Below are 21,419 nucleotides of genomic sequence, written 5' to 3' on the forward strand. Positions count from 1 at the left end.
CCCAATTCTATTCAAGGTGATGAGGAGAAAAAATTATGTCCAAGTCTGATCTGATCGTCGGCCTCGATGTAGGCACCACCAAGATCTGTGCAGTGGTCGGGGAAGCCACTGCTGACGGAGTAGATATTGTCGGTATCGGCACTGCTCCTTCAACAGGTCTGCGCAAGGGCGTGGTGGTCAACATCGAACAAACGGTACAGTCCATCAAGAAAGCTCTTGAAGAGGCTGAACTGATGGCCGGTTGCGAGATCCGCTCCGTTTATGCCGGGATTGCCGGCAGCCACATCAAGGGCTTCAACAGCCATGGAGTTATTGCCGTGAAAGGCGGTGAAGTAACACAGAAAGATGTGGACCGTGTAATTGACGCGGCAAAAGCCGTGGCCATTCCACTCGACAGGGAGGTTATCCATACACTTCCCCAGGAGTACATAGTCGATGATCAGCGCGGCATTGCCGATCCGCTGGGCATGGCCGGTGTCCGTCTTGAGGTGAAAGTGCACATTGTCACCGGAGCTGTCACTTCGGCACAAAACATCATCCGCTCCTGCCACCGCTCAGGATTGGATGTGTCGGATATCGTTCTTGAGTCACTGGCTTCCAGTAAGGCAGTCCTTTCCGAAGAGGAAAGAGAGATCGGCGTAGCCATTGTGGATATCGGAGGCGGAACCACCGATCTGGCCATATTCGCCAATGATTCAATAAAGCATACTTCCGTTATCGCCCTCGGCGGCAACAACCTCACTAATGATATCGCGTTCGGTCTCAGAACACCTATGGGTTCCGCGGAACAGATCAAAGTGAAGTACGGAACAGCTCTTACCGATCTCGTTACCACTGATGAGAGCATTGAAGTGCCATCCGTGGGCGGACGGGATCACCGTAAAATGTCCAAAAGGGTTCTTGCTGAAATCTGCGAACCACGCTGTGAAGAGATTCTGGCGCTAGTGGATCAGGAACTGGTCCGCAGCGGCTACAAGAATATGATTGCTGCAGGCGTTGTGCTTACAGGGGGAACTTCCCTCGTTGATGGAATGCAGGAACTTGCGGAACAGATTTTCGACCTGCCGGTACGCATTGGATACCCTTCCGGTATCGGCGGGCTAAAGGATGTAGTCAACAGTCCCAAATATGCCACGGCAGTCGGACTGCTGATGTATGGCGCGGAAAAGGAAGGCTGCTCCGAGCAGGTTTTCCGGATTCGAGATGAAAATGTTTTCAATCGCATTCTGGGCAGGATGCGTAAATGGTTCACGGACATAGCATAGGCTAAATATGCCGGCGGCAATCAGGACATGCTTCTCTGATACCGCCCGGACTCGCTGTAAGCGATCCTTAAATCAGCTCAGCTATCTAAGTGAAGGTCTTTCCCGGGCCGATCAGCCGGGAAAGTTTCTAAAATGGAAGTAAAAACAGGGGAAACGAAAATGATGATGGATTACATGGAAATCGAAGGCGACGGTCAGGCCAAGATCAAGGTTATCGGTTGCGGTGGTGGTGGCGGTAACGCTATCAACAACATGATTCAGTCCGCTCTTTCAGGAGTACGCTTCATTGCAGCCAACACTGATGCTCAGGATATCAACAAATCACTTGCCGAATACAAAATCCAACTCGGCGACAAACTGACCAAGGGACTCGGTGCAGGCGCCAATCCTGAAGTTGGTAAGAATGCCGCTGTGGAATCTCAGGAGCAGATCCGAGAACTGGTCGGTGACTGCGACATGGTCTTCGTCACCGCAGGTATGGGCGGAGGAACCGGTACAGGCGCTGCTCCGGTTATTGCCGAGATCGCCAAGGAAGCCGGTGCTCTGACCGTTGCAGTTGTTACCAAACCTTTCTATTTCGAAGGCAAACGCAGACTGCTTCAGGCTGAAAAAGGAATCGAAGACCTCAAAAAGGTCGTTGACGCTATTATCACCATTCCCAACGACAGACTTCTGCAGCTTGCCGCCAAAAAAGCAGCTTTCTCCGAGATGCTCAAAAAAGCGGACGAAGTTCTTTACTACGGCGTCAAAGGCATCGCAGACCTCATTACCGTGCACGGCCTGATCAACCTTGACTTTGCCGATGTTCAGGCTGTCATGTCCAACTCCGGTCTCGCATTGATGGGTACCGGTATAGCACGGGGCGAAAACAGGGCGCGGGAAGCAGCAATGAAAGCTATCACCAGCCCCCTGCTCGAAGATGTCTCCATTGAAGGGGCTAAAGGTGTTCTTATCAACATCACCTGCTCTCCCGATATGACTATTGACGAAGTCAGTGAAGCTGCCAACATCGTTCATGAAGAAGCGCACGAAGATGCACAGATTTTCTTCGGAACTGTTTTCGACGCCGAAGTAGGCGATGAAATGCGCATCACCGTTATCGCCACCGGTATTGATACTGAATGCGACCAGTCTGTTACTCCCGGGCTTGATACACAGTCTCAGCCGCAGGTACAAACTCAACCGCAGTCACAGCCCCAGCCGCAGAGAACAAACATTACTCCCAGAGGCATGGCTCCCAAGCAGAAAGAAAATATGACTAATGTTCATCAGATGGGAAGCGCACACGCAGAAGAAGACCGCTCCATTCCCGCGTACCTGCGCCATGGAGCAAGCAAGCCTGCAGAAACAGCTGGAAATCCTGAGCCTGCTCAGCGCCAGCCGAAGCAGAGTGCAGCAAACTCAGGTGAAGAGTTCATCTTCCATGATGACGATGATTTTGAAGTTCCGACTTTCATCCGCAAGCAGGCTGACTAAGTCCTGACTGCGTATGAGATATAACATGGAAACAATTCGGAATATCAGGTCCGGCAAAGCATAATGTCTGTAAAAGAAGAATTCTTCTACTACGGACAGGAAGAACCCGAACCGGAAGAAACCGGAGGCCGTCTGCCCACGGCTCTGGTTTTCCCCGGAAGGCTCGGTGCAGGGCTGTCAACTCTAGGTTGGCAGGCTGTATACAGGCTGCTCGCTCCGGATACGGAACTTGCGGTTGAAAGATTCTTCCTTGGCGAACCCGGAAAACCGGCTGTTTCTATGGACAGTGATAAACAGCTGTCCGAGTTTCCCCTGATCGGCTTCAGCATTAATTTCGAGGAGGAATATCTCCACCCCGTAAGAATGCTGAAAGATTCGGGCGTTCCGCCACTGGCGGCGGAACGCCCGGACTTCCCGCTGGTTATGGCCGGAGGCCCGGTGGCTTTTCTGAACCCTGCTCCAATCGCCCCTTTCTTCGATCTGTTCTGGGTCGGCGAAGCAGAAGCAGGGTTGAAGGAACTCTGCGTCGAGCTTAAACGGCATATCTACAAAGGCGGGACCAAAAAGGAATTTCTCGATCTTATAAAAGAACGGGAAGGTGTTTACGTCCCCGGAATGACCAAAGGCAAAGTCCGCAGGGCTGTCCTGCCTCCCGGAACTGTTGACGATGGTCATGGAGTCCCCCTGCTGACGACTCCGGCCTACTCATGCTTCATAAGCCCGGACGCGGTATTTAAGGATATGTTCCTCGTGGAGGTTAACCGTGGCTGTCCGTACGGATGCCGCTTCTGTGCCGCGGGCTACATATACAGACCGCCACGCCATGCGTCTGTCGACCAGCTTAAGGAAATAGTGGAACTTGCGGATCCTCCGAAAGTGGGTTTAGTGGGTACAGCTCTTACTGACTGGCCGGACCTAATCCCCTACATAGAATGGCTGAAAAAACGTAAAACCAAATTTTCTCTCTCATCAGTGAGGGCGGACGGATTAACAGAAGAACTTCTCGATATTCTCCGCGCCTCAGGAGTGCGAACAGTCACACTTGCCCTTGAAGGAGCAAGTAAAAGACTTCGCGATTCCGCCAGCAAGAATCTTGAAGAGGAGGACTTCCTGCGAGCGGTAGAACTATGTGCCGCCAAGGGCGTCAACCATTTAAGGGTATATGTAATTGTGGGCTGGCCCGGAGAGACTGCTGATGATTACGCAGAACTTGGAGAGATGCTGCACAAGATGAACGAAGCCCGGACAAGAGGTCAGGGTAAGAAGAAAAAGCAGTTCATGCGCATAACTTTAGGTGCGAGCTGTCTGGTTCCCAAACCATGGACTCCCCTGCAATGGTCCTCTATGCCATCTGAAAATGAGCTCAAGCAGGTCCTTTCTACTGTTAAGAACCTGACAAAAAGATACAAAGGCATCACCTTTTCTGGAGACTCAGCATTCCAGGCCCGTCTTCAGGGTATTCTCGCCCGAGGAGATGAATCACTTGCCGAGTTCATCAGCATAGCGGCAGAACAGGGCGGATGGAAAAAAGCATTCAAATTCTATAAAGGCAAGCCTGAAGAGTTCATCGAACAGACTCTTGATAAAAACTCCCCTCTCCCTTGGGATTTCATTGATACCGGAGTCAAGAAAAGCTACCTCTGGCGCGAATGGCAACGATTTCAGGACGGTGTGAAAAGTCCTGTATGCCCTCCTGCAGGATGCGCTGACTGCAAAGTCTGCGGCATGCACCAGTGGCTTGAAGACAGATAGTTTTTTTTCGTCAGCACTTCCCCCCACCCGCGACAGAATGTGTTCCGTTTGCGATTTTTATTTACGGCACAGAATTCGGGCCGTCTGTACTCAGATCTGCCAGAATCAGTGGCTTCCATTTCAGATTTTGGCGCCAAGATGTGCAATCTCATGTGCAAAAAGATTGCACAAACTAAGATAAATCCCCTTATTCAATTCCGATCTGCATAGCTTAAAGGTTGAAATAACACTCATTGTACGTCATTTGCATACTGTTTTGGTATACAATTTTTCAAGGAGTGTTTTATGAAAAAAGTGATTCTTATACTGGCCTTTATACTTATCCCTACAGCAGCCTTATCGGTAATGAAAACTCAAAATGACAATCTGCTCATCCCCCTCGCCGAAGTTAATGACGGCAAAGCCCACTATTATTCAATTGACGTAGACGGTACCGAAGTTCGTTTCTTTGTACTGAAAAGTAAAGATGGTGTGATCAGGGCCGCATTTGATGCTTGTGATGTCTGCTACCGGTCCAAAAAAGGATACTCGCAAAATGGAGATTTTATGATCTGCAACAACTGTGGCATGCGCTTTCACTCCACGAGAATTAATGTTCTAAGCGGCGGCTGCAACCCGTCACCACTGGAAAGAGCGATAGATGGCGACAGTCTGATTATTTCCCAAGATGCTGTAAGAGCCGGAAAAAAATATTTCTAGTATGGTGTGCAAATGAATCTATTTACCATTCCTTTACGCAATTTAGGAAGACGTCCGCTGCGGACAATACTTCTTACTACGGTCTTTACAATAGGAGTGATGTCCGTGGTCTCAATACAGCAGCTCTCCGAGGTTGTCGGAAACAACCTTGAAGAAAAAATGAGCAAATTCGGTGCAAATATTCTTGTCACCCCAAAGACTGAGTCACTATCTGTCAGCTACGGGGGGCTGGACCTTGGAAATGTTGCTTACGGAGCTCACGAACTGAAAGGAGAGCCGGTTCTAGAAGCGATAAAGAATATCGAGTTGAAAGAACGACTCAGTGCTGTTGCACCCAAATTCGCTGCAATAAGCAAAATTAAAGGAACCCCTGTAGCAATCGTGGGGGTCAGTATGGCAGATGAACTCAATATCAAGACCCACTGGTATCCTGAGGGACAATTTCCCCAGAACAGCCAAGAAGTTTTGATCGGGCGCAGAGCGGCAGCCGAGCTTGGCATGGTCCCCGGAGACATGATTGAAATCGAGGGGAACACTTTGAAAGTAGCCGGGATTCTGGATGCCACGGGGACTGAAGACGACAATGTCGTTTTCATGGACATTGATGTCCTGCGTAACAGCGTGGGAAGACCCGGTGCGGTCCACTTCATTGAAGTTGCCGCACTTTGCGCCGGATGCCCCATTGATGAAATTGTCCAGCAGATTGTAAAGGCCGTGCCGGACACTGAAGTCAAGGCCTTGCAGCATGTAGTTAAACAACGAATGTCAGCAATCGGCTTTGTGAACCGTATGGCATGGTCGGTCAGTGGTGTAATCCTGCTGACAGCCTGTTTCATGATCAGTCTGTCCATCTTTTCGGCAGTAAACGAACGCAGAACCGAGATAGGATTGATGCGATCGCTGGGCTTTTCCACCGGATCTGTCTTTTCAATATTCTGCCTTGAAGCTCTATTCATAGGCACCATGGCGGGAATTGCCGGTTACACGGGCGGGTTCCTCGCCAGTGGTGAAATACTCAAGGCACTTGATCTCGGGGAAGCCAATATCAACTTCGACCCGGCTGCATTCGGTGTCACCTTTATCGCTGTTGCTGGACTGTCTGTTCTTTCCGCAATTGTCCCATCCCTGCGGGCCACCCGCGTTGACCCTTCAAGAACCCTGGTTTCATTGTGAGGTCCGTTATGCTCCAGACACAATCAATCACTCATTATTACGGTAACGAAGAAAATACAGTCACAGTACTTGAAGATGTTTCCATCGATATTCCCGAAAACAGCTTTACTGCTGTTGTCGGGAGATCCGGTTCCGGAAAATCAACACTCCTCAGCGTCCTGTCCAGCCTCTTAAAACCCAAGAAAGGGAAGGTTTTCTTCAAAGACGAAGACATTACCGAATTAAACAACACAAAAACCGACAGCCTGCGCAGTAATGAATTCTCCATAATCTTTCAGTCACACCACCTTCTCCCCTATCTGAATGCCCATGAGAACGTATTACTGCCTTTCCTCAATAAAGTCAGACCGGTAAGTGAGAAGATGAAAGAACACGGTCTGAAATGCCTTGAAAGGGTAGGGATAGGAGATCTTGCAAACCGGCTGCCCGGACAATTATCCGGCGGAGAACAGCAGCGGGTTGCGATTGCACGGGCACTGGTCAAGTCTCCATCGGTCCTGTTTGCTGATGAACCCTGCGGCAGTCTGGACAAAGCGACCGGGAATGAAGTCATGCAGATTCTCAAAGGATTGAATGACGATGGGCTCACCATTGTCATGGTAACTCACGACCCATTGCATGCAAAAATGGCCAGCTGCACTATCAGTCTGGAAGATGGCCGGATAATCTGAATATAAAGTTACGTAAGTGCATTATAAAGACCATACATGCACAACTTGTGCATGCTGGCGCAGTATGTTGCATTTCTTTTTTAACCAACCATTTCAGGATGTTTTGCAAAACCATTGATATCTATCGATTAATGAAAATGGCACAGCTGATGCTTATGTGAGAGGTAACAGAGCGATAGAGCAAACCCCCATAAGGAGATGCAAATGAAAAAGAAAATACTGATTCCGGTAATGGTCATTATGGTTGTCTCACTTGCAGGAACGGCTATGGCCCGAGGCGGGTATCATGGCGGTTCTCATAGAGAATATCACAACAATGGACAGGCAGGCCTCTTCGGACAGCTTACTCCTGAGAAACAGCAGGAAGTAATAGCCATCTTCCAGAAACACGACAAGCAGATCAGGTCTATCCAGAATCAGATGTGGGCTAAACGGACAGAGCTTCAGGCACTTGTTGAATCCGGCAAAGCTGAAAAAAAGGACATCACCTCACTTGTAAATGAGATGACAGAGCTTAAGGATAAACAATTCACCCTTCGCAATCAGGTATCCGACGAGATTGAGCAGGCCACAGGTATTGCCATGCCCGTGTTCGGCTGCGGCGGATTCGATATGGATAATGGCAGAATGGGTTTCGGCAGACACCATCGCGATGATCGTCGCGGCGGCTGCTGGGGCTTTAACTCCTAACCTTCTTCACATATATAGCATCATTCTCCCTGCGTAACAGAAAATACCCTGGAAAAAGCCGGAAGGTCTCGGAGACCTCCCGGCTTTTTCACGTTCTACCAACATTGGCATGCATTGGCATACATTGACTATGAGTGAACAACTTTCCCTATTTATTGTTTACCTCTCATTCCCCCTCCCCAAAAGAGCCTGTGCAGCTTCTTTGCACACTCCAGAGTGAGCAGTCCCTCTATGTGCAAAAACATGCGCAACATATTGCACAAGAGTCTTTAGGGCTGCCAGATTCAGCGACACAACACACTGAAATAGATGAACTTAAAAATATGGCACGCCAGATGCTATGTAAGAAATCGAGAGGGCAACAACTTTTAACAGCATCAGGAGATCATATGAATAAAAAAGCTCTGGTCCCGATGATTATCGTGCTGATTCTGGCAGTGGCTTCCGTTGCCATAGCACGAAACGGCTACCAACAATCCGGCTATCATGGCGGTAACTGGGAAGCCTACAATCAACTGACACCTGAAAAACAACAACAGGTGCAGACAATTCTAAAAAAATATGAAGACGTTTTTCAGTCTCTCAAAAGTCAGCAATGGGCCAAAAGGACAGAACTCAATGCTCTGGTAGAATCCGGCAAGGCCGACAAGGATACCATCCACGCTCTGGTTCAGGAACTCTCCCAAATCAGGGACAAGGTTTTCACAGAGCACAAAAAAATGGCTGACGAAATAGAAAAGGAAACCGGAATCACCTTTCCATCCATGGGACAGGGATTTGGTAAGGGCAACAGAGGTTGCGGTAATTACCGTCAGGGAGAATGTCCCGGTGGCGGAAGCAACTGCCCGGGCCTTGGATCCTGAGCCTTAACAAATAACGTTCATCTACACCTAATTACAGAAAACGGGAAAAAGGGGGGCTTAACCGGTCCCCCTTTTTTATTAATAACCCTTTCCCAGCGAGCACAATTCAGGGTATATAAAACGCATTACCATCATACCCCAAGGAGTTGACCATGTTCAGAAAAATCACTTCCCTAACCAGTTTTTTTTCCATAATAATGCTGACCCTGACCAGTATTGTTCTCTACTTCGTACCTCAGGGAAGGGTTGCCTACTGGGCAGACTGGACCTTTATGGGGTTAAGCAAAGAACAGTGGGGAGACATACACATCTGTACAGGTGTATTATTTATAACCTTTTCAATTCTTCACATCTGGCTGAACTGGAAGCCGATACTTGCGTATCTCAAAAAGAAATCCGGTGCTGCTAATTTCACATCTCCCGCATTTTTCATAAGCCTTATCATAACCCTGTTTGTCGCCTTCGGAACCATTGCCGGACTTCCTCCCATGCAGCAGGTTCTGGATTTCGCCACTTATCTCAAAGACAAAGGTGAACAGAAATACGGTGTCCCCCCTTATGGACATGCTGAACTGAGCCCGCTTGATATTTTTTGTAAACGGACCGGGCTTGACGTGGACAAGGCAGTTGCTTCGATTAAAAAAGCCGGACTGGAAATCGAATCGGGAAAGCAGTCCATAAAATCAATTGCGGCCAAAGCAGGAATCACACCTAAGGAACTGCATGAAATAATTCTCAAGGATCAACCGCAGACAATCGGCAGCAGACCAACCAAAGCAGAATCGGCAGAAAACGACCATCAATCCGGGATAAGTAACGGAGCCGGAATCGGCAGAATGTCACTTGAAAAATATTGCCTGAACAATAATCTGGACGTTAATACCGCGCTGGGCATACTCCGGAAAAAAGGAGCCGTGGTTGACAAGTCCACGACCATCCGTGAAATTGCGGCAACTCTTGGATTAAGCTCCCCCCGTGAAGTGGGCGCCCTGCTCAATCCATAATAAACTCTACCTTACGCATAAATGGAACTAAGTTCACAGAAATCACATAAACTGCCTCTTGCTCTTGCACTTCTGGCCCTGATATTACTCGGGGCCGGAAGTCTTTACCTTACCTGGCACAACCTTCGCCAGATGCACCAGACAGTGTTTGAGCATATGCTGCTTTCAGCCCGCTCAATTGCCAGAGGTCTTGATATTCAGCTTGTGGAAGGAGCGCGGCGCATGCGCAGGCCCGGAGGCAACAACGGGCACGACATGCACAACCGCCGCATGCCTGAAGGACTTGCCCCAGAAGCCCGGGAACTTTTCAGAGAAATGGTTTCACAGGGCGACCTTTTGTATATCGCCCTTTATGGTCCAGACCGGGAACCGCTTCTGGTGGTGAATCAGGACGGCCAGAAGTATACGCCGCCCAATGAGATGTTCAGAATGATCGAGACTGTCCGGGAATCCAGTACGCCGGTCATGATCGGAGGCAAAGCTGCTCTGCTGTACGGAACTATAGGGCAGCCCGCCCTGTTGAGGTTGTATGGGAATCCGAAGTTCCGCTTTTTACCGCCCCATGATCGCAGCACCTATCTCCTTTTAGGACTGAATGCGGAAAAGCACCTCCACCAGTTTAAACAATACCGCAGGGCTGCCTTATTACAAACCGGATATATTTTTCTGGCGGGTCTCGTCCTATGGCTTCTGGCCGTTGCCTACTTCCAGCGCAGGGAACAGGGTAAAAAACTGACCCGCCTTGAAAGCTTTCAGGCGAATCTGCTTGATAACATGCCGGACGGACTTCTGACCCTTACTACGGAAGGCAACATCCTCGCAGCCAACGGTTCGGCACATAACCTCCTTGGCAGTCCGCCGGAAAAAGCTCTGGTCGGCATGAACTGGAACGACTTTTCCTATGAATCCCTGCAGGAGTTCCGCAGGAACAATGTAACCTGGGAACATGCCCTTTTGAACGGCAAGAACCTCGAATTCATCTTTTTTCCCTATTTTGAAAGTCCCGAGGAAAAACGGACCATGATCATTATCCGTGACCGTACGGATATTGCGGGATTGGAGGAAGACCTTTACGAGGCCCGCAGACTGGCTTCCATAGGTTCACTTGCAGCCGGGGTTGCTCATGAAATCCGCAACCCTTTAAGCTCACTGCGCGGTTTTGCCCAGCTTTTTGCTGAAAAATTCAAGGATGAAGCTCCATACGGTACATACGCCGGTACCATGCTTGAAGAAGCCGACCGTTTGAACCGGGTTGTTACCGACCTGCTTTACCTTTCCAGACCTCACGAACTGGAACCGGAAATATTGAGCCTGAGCGAAATATGTAGATCAATGCATACCCTGATGGGATTCGACCTGGAACACAAAGGGACCTGGATATCTACCGACCTCCAGACTGACCAGGTTTATGCGGACCCGGACGGCATCAGACAGGTGCTTCTGAATCTGCTGGTCAACAGTCTTGACGCGGTTCCGGAAAGTGATGGAAAAATATCCATTTCCGCCGAGGAATCCGGACATGGAGTATGGATCAGTGTGTGTGACAACGGGCCCGGTATGCCGGACGATATCCGTGAACATGCGCTTGAGCCTTTCTTTACCGACAAACCCAAAGGGACCGGACTGGGACTGGCAATTGTCAACACAATCATGCGCGGACATAACGGACGGGTTAATATATCAAGTCAGGAAGAAGGCGACCCACTGGGCGGAACCTGTGTAAAGATCTACTTTCCCAATCCCCGCAACGAGGAATAAATATATGAACGACAACAGCAAAACCGTATTAATCGTTGATGACGAACCTTCCCTCAGGATGCTCATCAGGGCAGTCCTGGAAGGAGACGGGTGGACTGTCCATGAAGCCGATTCCGGAGAACGGGCTCTGGAACTCATTCCCGGTCTTGAACTGAATGCGGCACTGATCGACATGCGTATGCAAGGCATGGACGGCATGGCCCTTCTAAAAGAATTGAATGCCATTATTCCCGGTCTTCCGGTCATCATGCTTACTGCTTACGGCAATGTTAACTCCGCTGTTGTAGCGATGAAACACGGTGCATTCGACTACCTTACAAAACCGGCTGACAATGAAGAGCTCAAGGCTGTCCTTAACAAGGCTCTGGATTACTCCCGGCTGGTGGATGAGAATGAACGCCTCAAGTCAGCAGCCGGAAACTCAGAAGAAATGATCGGCAACAGTCGGGCTATGCTCAATGTAAAAGATCTCATTGAACAGGCGGGGCCATCAGAGGCGACCATTCTTGTACTGGGTGAATCAGGAACCGGTAAGGAACTTGTGGCGGAAGGGCTGCACAGAGCAAGCCTGCGGGCAGACAAGCCGCTGATTAAAGTAAACTGCGCAGCACTGCCGGCGAATCTTCTGGAAAGCGAACTTTTCGGCTATGTGAAAGGAGCTTTTACCGGGGCTAACGCCAACAAGCCCGGACGTTTTCAACTGGCCTCAGGCGGAACTCTTTTTCTGGACGAGATAGGAGAAATGGACCCTGTGCTTCAGGCGAAGATCCTGCGAGCCCTGCAGGAAAAAATCGTCGAACCGCTTGGAAGCGTTTCACCTGTTGAAACAGACGTGCGGATAATCGCCGCAACAAACCGAGATCTAAAAAAAGAAGTGGAAAAAGGAAACTTCCGGGAAGACCTCTACTACCGGTTGAGTGTGCTTGAAATACGCATCCCCCCTCTTCGGGAAAGGGTTGGAGACCTCCCGGCGCTGGTAGCCCACCTGCTGGAGAAACTGGGCCGTAAGAACAACAAAAAAGTCCGCTCGGTAAGTCCTTCATTTCTGGACGTCCTTAGCAGATACAACTGGCCCGGAAACGTGAGAGAACTTGAAAATGTACTTGAAAGAGCAATAATCCTAGGCAGAAGTGAGGTTCTCGGCCCGGAACTGCTACCACCTCAGGTACAAAACCCGGCACCGGCATCGGCAGTTGCCCCAACCGATCAGACAGTGGATCAGACTACCCCGGCAGGAGGTGAATATCAAACGCCCCCTCCCCCCAAAGCAGGCCCCGCATCACTAGATGATGCCGAAAGACAGGCCCTGATAGCTGCCTTGGAGGCAAACCAGCACCACCGTGAGCGCACCGCTGAATCGCTTGGGATCAGCCGCAGGACATTACAATACAAACTTAAAAAGTATGGCCTGACCAGGAGATAGTCTTTTTTAGCGTCTTGTCTCCATACACACCATTTTTACCACCAATCCGAAGCCCCGAATAAAAATTTATTCGGGGCTTTCCTTTTTCACTATAATTGAATTATAATAATATAAACTCAGCTCAAATAATCAGTTTCAAAAGCACTTGAAGGATCTATAGCCCATCAGCTTTTCCGGCTTTGTATTCATTCAATGCATTTCGTTTTGATCGGTGTAAAATTACACTGCTGAAAACGGGCTAAACCCTTTTGAATATGCTAGCATTCTCTCTAATTTGACATAGGCGTATATTTTATTTACTCTTAAATCTCTTGACCTGCAGTTCTAGCATCCCGATCGGGAGCTTGAAAAAGGTTCTTAACACAGAAGTAACAACTAGAGGTAATTCTTTTTTGCTTTGTATACAGAAGCACTGTAAATTCTGTATTACCTCAATGCAAAAACAGTATTTTTCTAAAACAACATTAAACACAACTGCAAAACTGCAAAATTGCATAAAAAAAATGCACCTAAGAAACAAATTCTACAAAGAAACGGCAGGACTCTCGGTACCTCCTCTCACCCCCAGTTCGGCTCCGGAAAAAATACCTGTTCCGAACACCCTCTCCCTCCCCCAATATATTTCCAATTAATTTAGACCATTCCATACAAACACAGAATTATAGTTTAGATTTTCTAAACGGAGAAATCATGGAAAAAATACGAGTTGAGAATCTCTACAAAATCTTCGGTTCCAACCCCAAGAAAATCATCCCGATGCTCGAAAAAGGAGCCAATAAGGATGAGGTCATGGAAAAGACCAGACATGGTGTCGGCGTCAACAACGCCTCCTTTTCCGTTGAGCAGGGTGAAATCGTAGTTGTCATGGGTCTTTCAGGAAGTGGTAAATCCACCCTGGTGCGCTGCATCAACAGACTTATCGAACCCACTGGCGGAAAAGTCTTCATCGACGGTGAAGACATTACCAGCCTCAACAGAGAACAGCTTCGACAGGTCAGACTAACCAAACTGGGGATGGTGTTTCAGAACTTCGCACTCTATCCACACCGCACAGTGCTCAAGAACACCGAATACGGACTTGAAATCGGCAATGTGGACCCAGAAGAGAGAAAGCAGAAAGCCATGGAGGCCCTTGAACTGGTCGGTCTCGCAGGCTGGGAAGACTCATACCCCTCACAGCTTTCCGGCGGTATGCAGCAGCGAGTCGGACTCGCCCGCGCCCTTGCCCTTGACCCGGACATCCTGCTCATGGACGAGGCATTCAGTGCGCTTGACCCGCTCATCCGCCGCGATATGCAGGACGAGCTCATCAACCTGCAGGAACGCATGCACAAGACTATCGTATTCATCAGTCACGACCTTGATGAAGCCCTCAAGCTCGGCGACCGCATCGTTCTCATGAAAGACGGCGAAATCGTTCAGATTGGAACCCCTGAAGAAATCCTTACCGAACCGGCTACGGATTATGTCCGCCGCTTTGTTGAGGACGTTGATATAACCAAGGTTCTCACTGCTGAATCGGTTATGAAAAAAATCGACGCAGTGGCTTATATCAAGAATGACGGTCCAAGATCATCACTGCGTAAAATGCGCAAGAACAGCATCTCAAACCTTTTTGTGCTCGATGAACAGCACAAACTCATGGGAATGTTAAACGCCGGAGACTGCGCCAGACTTGTCGAGGAAGGCGGAAAAGACATCAGGACAATAATGCATACAGATTTACAGGCGGTGGAATTGGACGCACCGGCACAGGAACTTTTCAATATCATGCAGGACAGAACCCTGCCCCTGCCGGTAATTGATGAAAACAACAAGCTCAAAGGCGTTATCGTCAGAGGCACACTCATCGGGGCACTGGCGGAACGAGGAGGTAACTAGACATGGATTTTCCACGCATACCCGTCGGCGACGCCATTGAATCCTTTATCGACTTTCTGGTCGCGCATTTCTCCTTTGCCACCAAAGCATTCTCAGCAGTAATGGAATCCGGTCTGGACGTGGTCGAGACCGCTATGAAAGCCTGTCCGCCATGGTTGTTCATTATCATTGTCGGACTGATCACCTGGCGTCTGGCCAAAAGCAAACGCACTACCATTTTTGCAGTGCTCGGGCTGCTGCTGATCTGGAATATGGGGCTTTGGAAAGCAACCGTCAGCACCATTGCACTGGTCATTGTCGCAACAATGCTTGCTCTGCTGATCGGTGTTCCGCTCGGTATTCTGGCTGCCATGAACCGTTATGTACACAAAGTGGTCATGCCGGTGCTTGACGTCATGCAGACAATGCCCGCCTTTGTATACCTCATCCCGGCTATTCCGTTTTTCGGACTGGGTAAGGTTGCGGCTATCTTTTCAACAATCATCTTTGCCATGCCGCCGTCCATCAGACTGACCTGCCTTGGGATTAAACAGGTACCCTCCGAACTGGTCGAGTGTGCCGAGGCATTCGGGTCCACTCGCTGGCAAAGACTCTTTAAACTCGAACTTCCCATCGCCACCCCGACGATTATGGCAGGTGTCAACCAGACAGTTATGCTTGCGCTGTCAATGGTTGTTATCGCAGCAATGATCGGCGCGAAGGGCCTTGGTGGTGAAGTGTGGAAAGCCATTCAGCGCCTGCAGATGGGTAAAGGCTTCGAGGCCGGAATCGGTATCGTAATCGTGGCCATGGTCATGGACCGCGTACTTCAAAAAATAGGCTCCGGCAAAAAATAACCGGACCGTAACCTGTTTCAGGGAGATAAAAATGAAAAAGCTTTTAACACTGGCTCTCGCAGCACTGATGCTTACCGCTTTCAGTGCAACCGCATTCGCAGGGGACAAGGAAGTCAAACTCGCATATGTTGAGTGGGACTGCGCCACAGCCACCACAAACGTTATCAAAGCCGTGCTTGAAGAACGCATGGGTTATGAATGCGAAATCATTCCGGTTGCAGCAGCTGTAATGTGGCAGGGTGTAGCATCAGGCGATGTAGACGGTATGGCCGCAGCATGGCTGCCCGTAACCCACGCCAACTACCTCAAGAGACTCAAAAACAGCGTAGTAGACCTCGGGCCCAACGTAACCGGTGCCAAGCTCGGCTGGGCTGTTCCCTCTTATGTTACCGTTGACAAGATCGAAGATCTCAACAAGTACGCTGACAAATTCGACGACAGAATCATCGGTATTGACCCCGGTGCGGGACTCATGATGCGTTCCGAAGAAGCAATCGAAGAATACGACCTCGATAAATTCGAACTCATGGAAGGTTCCGGTGCAACCATGACCGCAGCTCTCGCAGGTGCAGTCAAAGACAACAAGTGGATCATCGTGACCGCATGGTCTCCTCACTGGATGTTCGGACGCTGGGACCTCAAATACCTTGAAGACCCCAAAAAGGCTCTCGGTGATGAAGAAACAATCAACACCGTTGTCCGTAAGGATCTTAAAGAAGATATGCCTGAGGTTTACGCTTTCCTCGACAAGTTCGCATGGAAAGACGCTAACCAGCTCCAGATGGTCATGGCCTGGAACCAGGAAAAAGGCGCTGACCCCTACGAAAACGCGAAGCGTTTCATCAAGGAAAACAAAGAACAGGTTGATTCCTGGCTTAAATAATTCCGCTCACCCCCAAAAGTCCCCCGCCTTTGCTGCGGGGGACTTTTTTAATATTATGAACTCAATACTCATAACCCTCAACCAAGGACTAAAAAATGAAAAAGATTCTTTCTATCTTCATAACGGCCCTGTTGATTTGTGCATTTGCATCAAGTGCTTTTGCTGACGACTCCAAAAAGGTAACACTGGCTTATGTTGAGTGGGACTGTGCCACTGCAACAACCAACCTGCTTAAAGCAGTCCTTCAGGAACGTATGGGTTATGAATGCGAGATACTTCCTGTTACAGCAGCCGCAATGTGGCAGGCCGTAGGGACTGGAGATGTGGACGGCATGGCAACAGCATGGCTGCCCGTCACTCACAAAGACTACTACGACAAAGTAAAGAACAAAGTGGAAAACCTCGGCATGATAGTCGGTGGTGCAAAGCTTGGCTGGGTAGTCCCGTCTTACGTTGAAATCAGTTCAATCGATGAGCTCAATAAAAACGCGGACAAATTTGACGGTAAAATTACCGGAATTGACCCCGGAGCGGGCCTTATGAGACTCTCTGAAGATGCGATGAAAGAGTACAAGCTCGATAAATTTGAACTTATGGAAGGCTCCGGCGCAACCATGACAGCAGCACTCGACAATGCGATCAAAAACAAGGAATGGATTGTCGTAACAGGATGGTCCCCCCACTGGATGTTCGGCCGCTGGGACCTTAAATATCTTGACGACCCCAAAGGCGTGCTGGGCGGCGAGGAAACGATCCATACCATAGTCCGTAAAGACCTCAAAAAAGATAAGCCCGAAGTATACGAATTTCTGGACAACTTCAGGTACCAGAATCCCGGCCAGTTGCAGACACTCATGGCCTGGAACCAGGAAGACGGTTCCGATCCTTATGAAAACGCAAAGAAATTCATGAAGGAAAACAAGGCTCTGGTCGATTCCTGGTTTAAATAAGCAAAACATTTTCTGAATATAACAGCCCCGCAGAATTGATTTCTGCGGGGCTGTTATATTTTATAAAGACGACTTTGACGAAATGGCCTTTTGATGTACGATCAACACTAAGCAACCATTCAGAAAAAAGGCTTTTTTATCATGACAGAGAAGAACATGGTCCCCGAAGAAACCCTTCTGAGAGCAGTTGAACTTATGGAGGAACGCTTTACGCATGCTGACAGGGAAAAACCGGTCCTGAACACCCTCTTTGAACTTGGCGTTAAACACGTGGCTCAGGATCTTATGGAGCACCCGGAACTATACAAAAAAGTTTCAGAACTGCCCATGCCGACAAAAAAATTCTCTCAGGTCGACCCTCTTTCGCTCCTTGGCTCGGATATAAAACTTCCTTCACTTCCGCAGGTTTTCATAGAGTTGCGGCAGGTCATCAACGATCCCGGCAGCTCTGCAGCTGACGTGGCCAAAGTAATATCGCAGGACACTGCTCTGTCCGCATTTCTTTTGCGTATGGTCAACAGCGCATTTTACAGCTTTCCATCCCAGATAGATACCATTTCAAGAGCTGTAGCTGTCATAGGAACCAAGCAGCTTTCAACACTTGCCCTCGGAACCTCAGTAATGGACATGTTCAAGGACCTTCCCGCTGACATAATAGACCTCGAACTTTTCTGGAGACACAGTTTTGCCTGCGGCATTATCGCAAGTGAACTCTGCCGCATGCTCAAACAGGGATCACCTGAAAAAGCTTTTGTAGCCGGACTGCTGCACGACATAGGGCGCCCTGTCCTGATGATGGCCCTGCCGGAGCAGGCCGTTGCGGCGACAGCCATTTCCAGAAACAAAAAAGCCCTCATGTTCAAGGCAGAAAGAGTGGTCACAGGATTTGACCATGCTGAACTGGGGGGAATGCTGCTGCGGAAATGGAACCTTCCATTCTCACTTGTAACTGCAGTTCTTTATCACCATAATCCGGTCAAGGCTTCTAAGAAACCGGAATCCATGCATGTATTTTTTGCCAATGTGATTGCCAAGACAATGGGCATCGGTGGAGGAGGAGATTTTTTCATCCGCAATATTAAAAGCGAACGGTGGAAAGAACACGGCCTTGATCCCGAAAGACTCCGCAAGCTGGACAAGCGGCTCACCCCCCTTCTGAAAGACGCTTTCTCGATACTGCCGCACATAAAAAGGTAATATGAGAGCCTCCCTGCAGATTTGACATCACAGCCTAAAGATCGTACTTGAGCCTGCATACCAAATGGAGGATTTACCATGCACGATAAAGTCGAAGCCGCACTCGATAAAGTCAGACCCCTTCTTCAGGCTGACGGCGGCAACGTTGAACTCGTTGAGGTAACAGACAAAGGCATTGCCAAAGTTCGCATGCAGGGCGCATGCAAGGGCTGTCCTATGTCCCAGATCACTTTGAGAAACGCCATCGAGCGCACCCTGCTCAAAGAGATTCCAGAACTTAAAGGCGTTGAGCCTGCCGAATAAGATTTTGCCGGCTGGGGCCTGAAATCCTCAGCCGGTGGCAGAATCCGCCCAGAGAAAGAACGAACAGGTTCAGTATCAAATACCGCCAATTCCGGCGGATTTTTTTGCTTATGGACCTGTAAATAATATTTCAGGAGAACCTACCATGGCTAAAACCGTAACCCGTTTCGCACCCAGCCCCACCGGACATCTGCATATCGGTGGCGCGCGCACCGCACTTTTCGCATGGCTGCTGGCCAAACATAACGGCGGTGACTTCGTGCTGCGCATCGAAGACACTGACCGAGAACGCTCCAGACAGGAATATACTGATGCCATTCTTGATTCCATGAAATGGCTGGGTATGGACTGGACCGGGGAGCCTGTATACCAGAGTGAACGCTTTGACCTTTATAACAGCTACATCGACAAACTGCTGGATGAAGGAAAAGCGTACTGGTGTGACTGCACCCCTGAACAGGTTGACGCCATGCGCGAAAAAGCCATGAAAGAGAAGCGCAAGCCCAAATATGACGGTTCCTGCCGTGAAAAAAATCTCGGGCCCGGTGAGAACAGGGTTGTGCGCTTTAAAGCGCCGCTGGACGGACGCACTTCGTTCACGGATATGATCAAAGGCCCTATCAGCGTTGAAAACGCGGAAATGGACGACATGATCCTGCGCAGAAGTGACGGATCCCCCACCTACAACCTTGCTGTTGTTGTGGATGACCACACAATGGGAGTGACAGAAGTCCTGCGCGGTGATGACCACGTGAACAACACCCCCCGCCAGATCCTGCTTTACAAGGCTCTCGGCTGGGAAGTACCGAACTTCGGTCATGTTCCCATGATCCTCGGCCCGGACAAGAAAAAACTGTCCAAACGCCACGGCGCGCTTTCAGTGATGGAATACGAAAAAATGGGCTACCTGCCGGAAGCGGTTGTAAACTACCTTGTTCGCCTCGGCTGGTCCCACGGAGATCAGGAACTTTTCTCCCGCGAAGAACTCATTGAGCTTTTCAATACTGACAACCTCGGTAACTCACCATCAGTTTTCGATACCAAAAAACTGGACTGGGTTAACAGTGAATATATCAAAGCCAAAGCCCCGGCAGATCTGATTGCAGGGATGCGCCTCTTCCTTCCCGAAGGGATTGAGGCAAGTGATGCCTATCTTGAAAAGATCATTCCGCTGCTTCAGCCTCGCTCTACCAACTACAAAGAAATGGCGGATATGTGCGATTTCTTTCTCGTGAGCGCAAACGAACTGGAATACGACAGCAAGGCCGTTGAAAAGGTTTTCAAACCCGAGGCAGTTGAAATTCTCAAGGAACTCACTGCTCGGATTGAAGCCGATGAAGAATTCACTCACGACTCCCTCGAAGCTGTATGCAAGGGTTTTCTCGAGGAAAAAGAACTCAAGTTCAAAGCAATTGGACAGCCCGTACGTCTGGCTCTCTGTGGTCGCACACAGTCTCCGGGCGGGCTCTATGACCTCATGCTCGTGCTCGGTAAAGATGAAACCTCAGCCCGCATGAAACGCGCTGTAGAACTTGTCTAAACACCTCTCAGAAGCATTGAGGCGTTGATTCTGTATTCAGTTAGCCCATTGATTCTGCCTCAGACTTAAAAGCCCCGTATACGCATGCGTATACGGGGCTTAATATTTTGCAAGTGGAACTTTTTCAGACTTCAACGGTTCATACTGAGCCAACCCTATCTTTCAGGAGAAAAATATTTATCCACAAGTTCAAGCCATCTACCTTCGGCTTTTAATCTATTCAATGCACCCTGCCAACTCACTATTATTTCATCAGGAGTAGCCTTAGAAAAAGCAATGTATGTTGCGGTAAAGAAAACCGGAGGGCCTGTACGCTCATAATCATCAGTATTGAGTTCCGGAAATTTTTCCATGAAATACCTGTAGGCCTTACTTCCCATGGGAACCAGATCAACTCTCCCCTTTAGCAGTTTCAAAAAATCACATTTTTGAGTCGGGCTTATATCAAGATTTGAATAGCCTAGTTTTATAAGATTCTGATGAAAAATATCATCCCGGGTCACTGCTATTTTGCCCACTTTACGGGCATCATCAACGCAATCAAGCCTGATATCTGAATTCTTTCTGCGATAAAAATATACATCATCCCACAATAAGGGACCAACAAATTTAAACTCTGTTGACCTTTCTGGAGTCATCGCCATAGGAAACAGGACATCTCCTGTTCCATGCTGAAGCTTCCTGTATCCTCTGGCCCACGGGTAGAACCTTATCTGAGGCATCTCTCCATGCAAGTCTTCATAAATCAACTCAACAAGATCAACGATTAGTCCTTCAGCCTTGCCATCAACCCTGAAACTGTAAGGCGGATATTCTTCAGCCATAATCCTGAGATCTGATGCGTGTAGAGCTATGGAAGAAAAGTGAAGAGAGAGGATCAGCACAACTGAACTGATTAAAGTAACCATATTGTAACAATATCCTCTGAGCAACTAAAACACAACCCTGCAAATTATTAATTACTCGAAGCGCAACCACTCTGAATCAATTGAGATCACACATAATCTACAGAGAACGAAGTTCTAAAAAGAACGCTTGCATTGCGAATGGAATTG

Annotated in this window: 19 protein-coding genes; 18 read left to right on the forward strand and 1 reads right to left on the reverse strand. The window is 49.0% G+C overall.

Features of this window, described 5'->3' with window-relative positions; all coding sequences use genetic code 11:
- Positions 1–35 precede the first annotated feature (35 nt).
- From ftsA to gltX, 18 genes are all read left to right on the forward strand, one after another.
- Positions 36–1,265: a cell division protein FtsA gene (ftsA, locus tag ACZ5PW_RS19495; RefSeq protein ID WP_464556682.1), complete on the forward strand. Its 1,230-nt coding sequence runs from the start codon at positions 36–38 to the stop codon at positions 1,263–1,265.
- 165 nt (positions 1,266–1,430) lie between these two features.
- Complete coding sequence (gene ftsZ / locus ACZ5PW_RS19500) at positions 1,431–2,741, forward strand: cell division protein FtsZ (RefSeq protein ID WP_464560461.1); 1,311 nt, start codon at positions 1,431–1,433, stop codon at positions 2,739–2,741.
- A gap of 63 nt (positions 2,742–2,804) precedes the next feature.
- Positions 2,805–4,493: a radical SAM protein gene (locus ACZ5PW_RS19505; RefSeq protein ID WP_464556683.1), complete on the forward strand. Its 1,689-nt coding sequence runs from the start codon at positions 2,805–2,807 to the stop codon at positions 4,491–4,493.
- Positions 4,494–4,778: 285 nt separating this feature from the next.
- Positions 4,779–5,192, forward strand: a complete 414-nt coding sequence (locus ACZ5PW_RS19510; RefSeq protein ID WP_464556684.1) for a DUF2318 domain-containing protein — start codon at positions 4,779–4,781, stop codon at positions 5,190–5,192.
- A gap of 12 nt (positions 5,193–5,204) precedes the next feature.
- Complete coding sequence (locus tag ACZ5PW_RS19515; protein ID WP_464556685.1) at positions 5,205–6,365, forward strand: ABC transporter permease; 1,161 nt, start codon at positions 5,205–5,207, stop codon at positions 6,363–6,365.
- Positions 6,366–6,373: 8 nt separating this feature from the next.
- A complete protein-coding gene (locus ACZ5PW_RS19520) occupies positions 6,374–7,036 on the forward strand; it encodes an ABC transporter ATP-binding protein (RefSeq protein WP_464556686.1) in 663 nt (220 codons plus the stop codon).
- A 204-nt stretch (positions 7,037–7,240) separates the two neighbouring features.
- Positions 7,241–7,726: a Spy/CpxP family protein refolding chaperone gene (locus tag ACZ5PW_RS19525; protein ID WP_464556687.1), complete on the forward strand. Its 486-nt coding sequence runs from the start codon at positions 7,241–7,243 to the stop codon at positions 7,724–7,726.
- A gap of 389 nt (positions 7,727–8,115) precedes the next feature.
- A complete protein-coding gene (locus tag ACZ5PW_RS19530; protein WP_464556688.1) occupies positions 8,116–8,589 on the forward strand; it encodes a Spy/CpxP family protein refolding chaperone in 474 nt (157 codons plus the stop codon).
- A gap of 152 nt (positions 8,590–8,741) precedes the next feature.
- Entirely contained in the window at positions 8,742–9,593 is an 852-nt protein-coding gene (locus ACZ5PW_RS19535; RefSeq protein ID WP_464556689.1) for a DUF4405 domain-containing protein, read from the forward strand.
- 21 nt (positions 9,594–9,614) lie between these two features.
- Positions 9,615–11,351, forward strand: coding sequence for a two-component system sensor histidine kinase NtrB (locus tag ACZ5PW_RS19540; protein ID WP_464556690.1), 1,737 nt, complete (start codon positions 9,615–9,617; stop codon positions 11,349–11,351).
- Positions 11,352–11,355: 4 nt separating this feature from the next.
- Positions 11,356–12,774 carry a sigma-54-dependent transcriptional regulator gene (locus ACZ5PW_RS19545; protein WP_464556691.1) on the forward strand — a complete coding sequence of 473 codons (1,419 nt, stop codon included), beginning with the start codon at positions 11,356–11,358 and terminating at the stop codon, positions 12,772–12,774.
- A 690-nt stretch (positions 12,775–13,464) separates the two neighbouring features.
- Complete coding sequence (locus ACZ5PW_RS19550) at positions 13,465–14,655, forward strand: quaternary amine ABC transporter ATP-binding protein (RefSeq protein ID WP_464556692.1); 1,191 nt, start codon at positions 13,465–13,467, stop codon at positions 14,653–14,655.
- 2 nt (positions 14,656–14,657) lie between these two features.
- Positions 14,658–15,491, forward strand: a complete 834-nt coding sequence (locus ACZ5PW_RS19555) for an ABC transporter permease (protein ID WP_464556693.1) — start codon at positions 14,658–14,660, stop codon at positions 15,489–15,491.
- Positions 15,492–15,522: 31 nt separating this feature from the next.
- Positions 15,523–16,374, forward strand: coding sequence for a glycine betaine ABC transporter substrate-binding protein (locus ACZ5PW_RS19560; protein ID WP_464556694.1), 852 nt, complete (start codon positions 15,523–15,525; stop codon positions 16,372–16,374).
- Between the two features lie 95 nt (positions 16,375–16,469).
- Positions 16,470–17,324: a glycine betaine ABC transporter substrate-binding protein gene (locus tag ACZ5PW_RS19565; protein ID WP_464556695.1), complete on the forward strand. Its 855-nt coding sequence runs from the start codon at positions 16,470–16,472 to the stop codon at positions 17,322–17,324.
- A gap of 141 nt (positions 17,325–17,465) precedes the next feature.
- The gene (locus ACZ5PW_RS19570; protein ID WP_464556696.1) at positions 17,466–18,521 is read left to right on the forward strand and encodes an HDOD domain-containing protein; all 1,056 of its coding nucleotides are present in this window, start codon (positions 17,466–17,468) and stop codon (positions 18,519–18,521) included.
- A gap of 78 nt (positions 18,522–18,599) precedes the next feature.
- Positions 18,600–18,824 carry a NifU family protein gene (locus ACZ5PW_RS19575; protein ID WP_432737977.1) on the forward strand — a complete coding sequence of 75 codons (225 nt, stop codon included), beginning with the start codon at positions 18,600–18,602 and terminating at the stop codon, positions 18,822–18,824.
- A 145-nt stretch (positions 18,825–18,969) separates the two neighbouring features.
- Positions 18,970–20,364, forward strand: a complete 1,395-nt coding sequence (gene gltX / locus ACZ5PW_RS19580; RefSeq protein WP_464556697.1) for a glutamate--tRNA ligase — start codon at positions 18,970–18,972, stop codon at positions 20,362–20,364.
- Positions 20,365–20,519: 155 nt separating this feature from the next.
- On the opposite strand, the gene ACZ5PW_RS19585 is transcribed toward gltX, so the two are convergent.
- Positions 20,520–21,272 carry a substrate-binding periplasmic protein gene (locus tag ACZ5PW_RS19585; protein WP_464556698.1) on the reverse strand — a complete coding sequence of 251 codons (753 nt, stop codon included), beginning with the start codon at positions 21,270–21,272 and terminating at the stop codon, positions 20,520–20,522.
- Between the last annotated feature and the right edge of the window lie 147 nt (positions 21,273–21,419).

Source organism: Maridesulfovibrio salinus (genome assembly GCF_055394525.1).

Bases quoted from the DNA above. Each gene is read 5' to 3' on its own strand.
- ACZ5PW_RS19515 (WP_464556685.1), top strand. From the start codon at position 5,205: ATGAATCTATTTACCATTCCTTTACGCAATTTAGGAAGACGTCCGCTG.
- gltX (WP_464556697.1), top strand. From the start codon at position 18,970: ATGGCTAAAACCGTAACCCGTTTCGCACCCAGCCCCACCGGACATCTG.
- ftsA (WP_464556682.1), top strand. From the start codon at position 36: ATGTCCAAGTCTGATCTGATCGTCGGCCTCGATGTAGGCACCACCAAG.
- ACZ5PW_RS19540 (WP_464556690.1), top strand. From the start codon at position 9,615: ATGGAACTAAGTTCACAGAAATCACATAAACTGCCTCTTGCTCTTGCA.
- ACZ5PW_RS19545 (WP_464556691.1), top strand. From the start codon at position 11,356: ATGAACGACAACAGCAAAACCGTATTAATCGTTGATGACGAACCTTCC.
- ACZ5PW_RS19555 (WP_464556693.1), top strand. From the start codon at position 14,658: ATGGATTTTCCACGCATACCCGTCGGCGACGCCATTGAATCCTTTATC.
- ACZ5PW_RS19565 (WP_464556695.1), top strand. From the start codon at position 16,470: ATGAAAAAGATTCTTTCTATCTTCATAACGGCCCTGTTGATTTGTGCA.
- ACZ5PW_RS19525 (WP_464556687.1), top strand. From the start codon at position 7,241: ATGAAAAAGAAAATACTGATTCCGGTAATGGTCATTATGGTTGTCTCA.
- ACZ5PW_RS19510 (WP_464556684.1), top strand. From the start codon at position 4,779: ATGAAAAAAGTGATTCTTATACTGGCCTTTATACTTATCCCTACAGCA.
- ftsZ (WP_464560461.1), top strand. From the start codon at position 1,431: ATGGATTACATGGAAATCGAAGGCGACGGTCAGGCCAAGATCAAGGTT.
- ACZ5PW_RS19530 (WP_464556688.1), top strand. From the start codon at position 8,116: ATGAATAAAAAAGCTCTGGTCCCGATGATTATCGTGCTGATTCTGGCA.
- ACZ5PW_RS19560 (WP_464556694.1), top strand. From the start codon at position 15,523: ATGAAAAAGCTTTTAACACTGGCTCTCGCAGCACTGATGCTTACCGCT.
- ACZ5PW_RS19550 (WP_464556692.1), top strand. From the start codon at position 13,465: ATGGAAAAAATACGAGTTGAGAATCTCTACAAAATCTTCGGTTCCAAC.
- ACZ5PW_RS19520 (WP_464556686.1), top strand. From the start codon at position 6,374: ATGCTCCAGACACAATCAATCACTCATTATTACGGTAACGAAGAAAAT.
- ACZ5PW_RS19585 (WP_464556698.1), bottom strand. From the start codon at position 21,272: ATGGTTACTTTAATCAGTTCAGTTGTGCTGATCCTCTCTCTTCACTTT.
- ACZ5PW_RS19505 (WP_464556683.1), top strand. From the start codon at position 2,805: ATGTCTGTAAAAGAAGAATTCTTCTACTACGGACAGGAAGAACCCGAA.
- ACZ5PW_RS19575 (WP_432737977.1), top strand. From the start codon at position 18,600: ATGCACGATAAAGTCGAAGCCGCACTCGATAAAGTCAGACCCCTTCTT.
- ACZ5PW_RS19535 (WP_464556689.1), top strand. From the start codon at position 8,742: ATGTTCAGAAAAATCACTTCCCTAACCAGTTTTTTTTCCATAATAATG.
- ACZ5PW_RS19570 (WP_464556696.1), top strand. From the start codon at position 17,466: ATGACAGAGAAGAACATGGTCCCCGAAGAAACCCTTCTGAGAGCAGTT.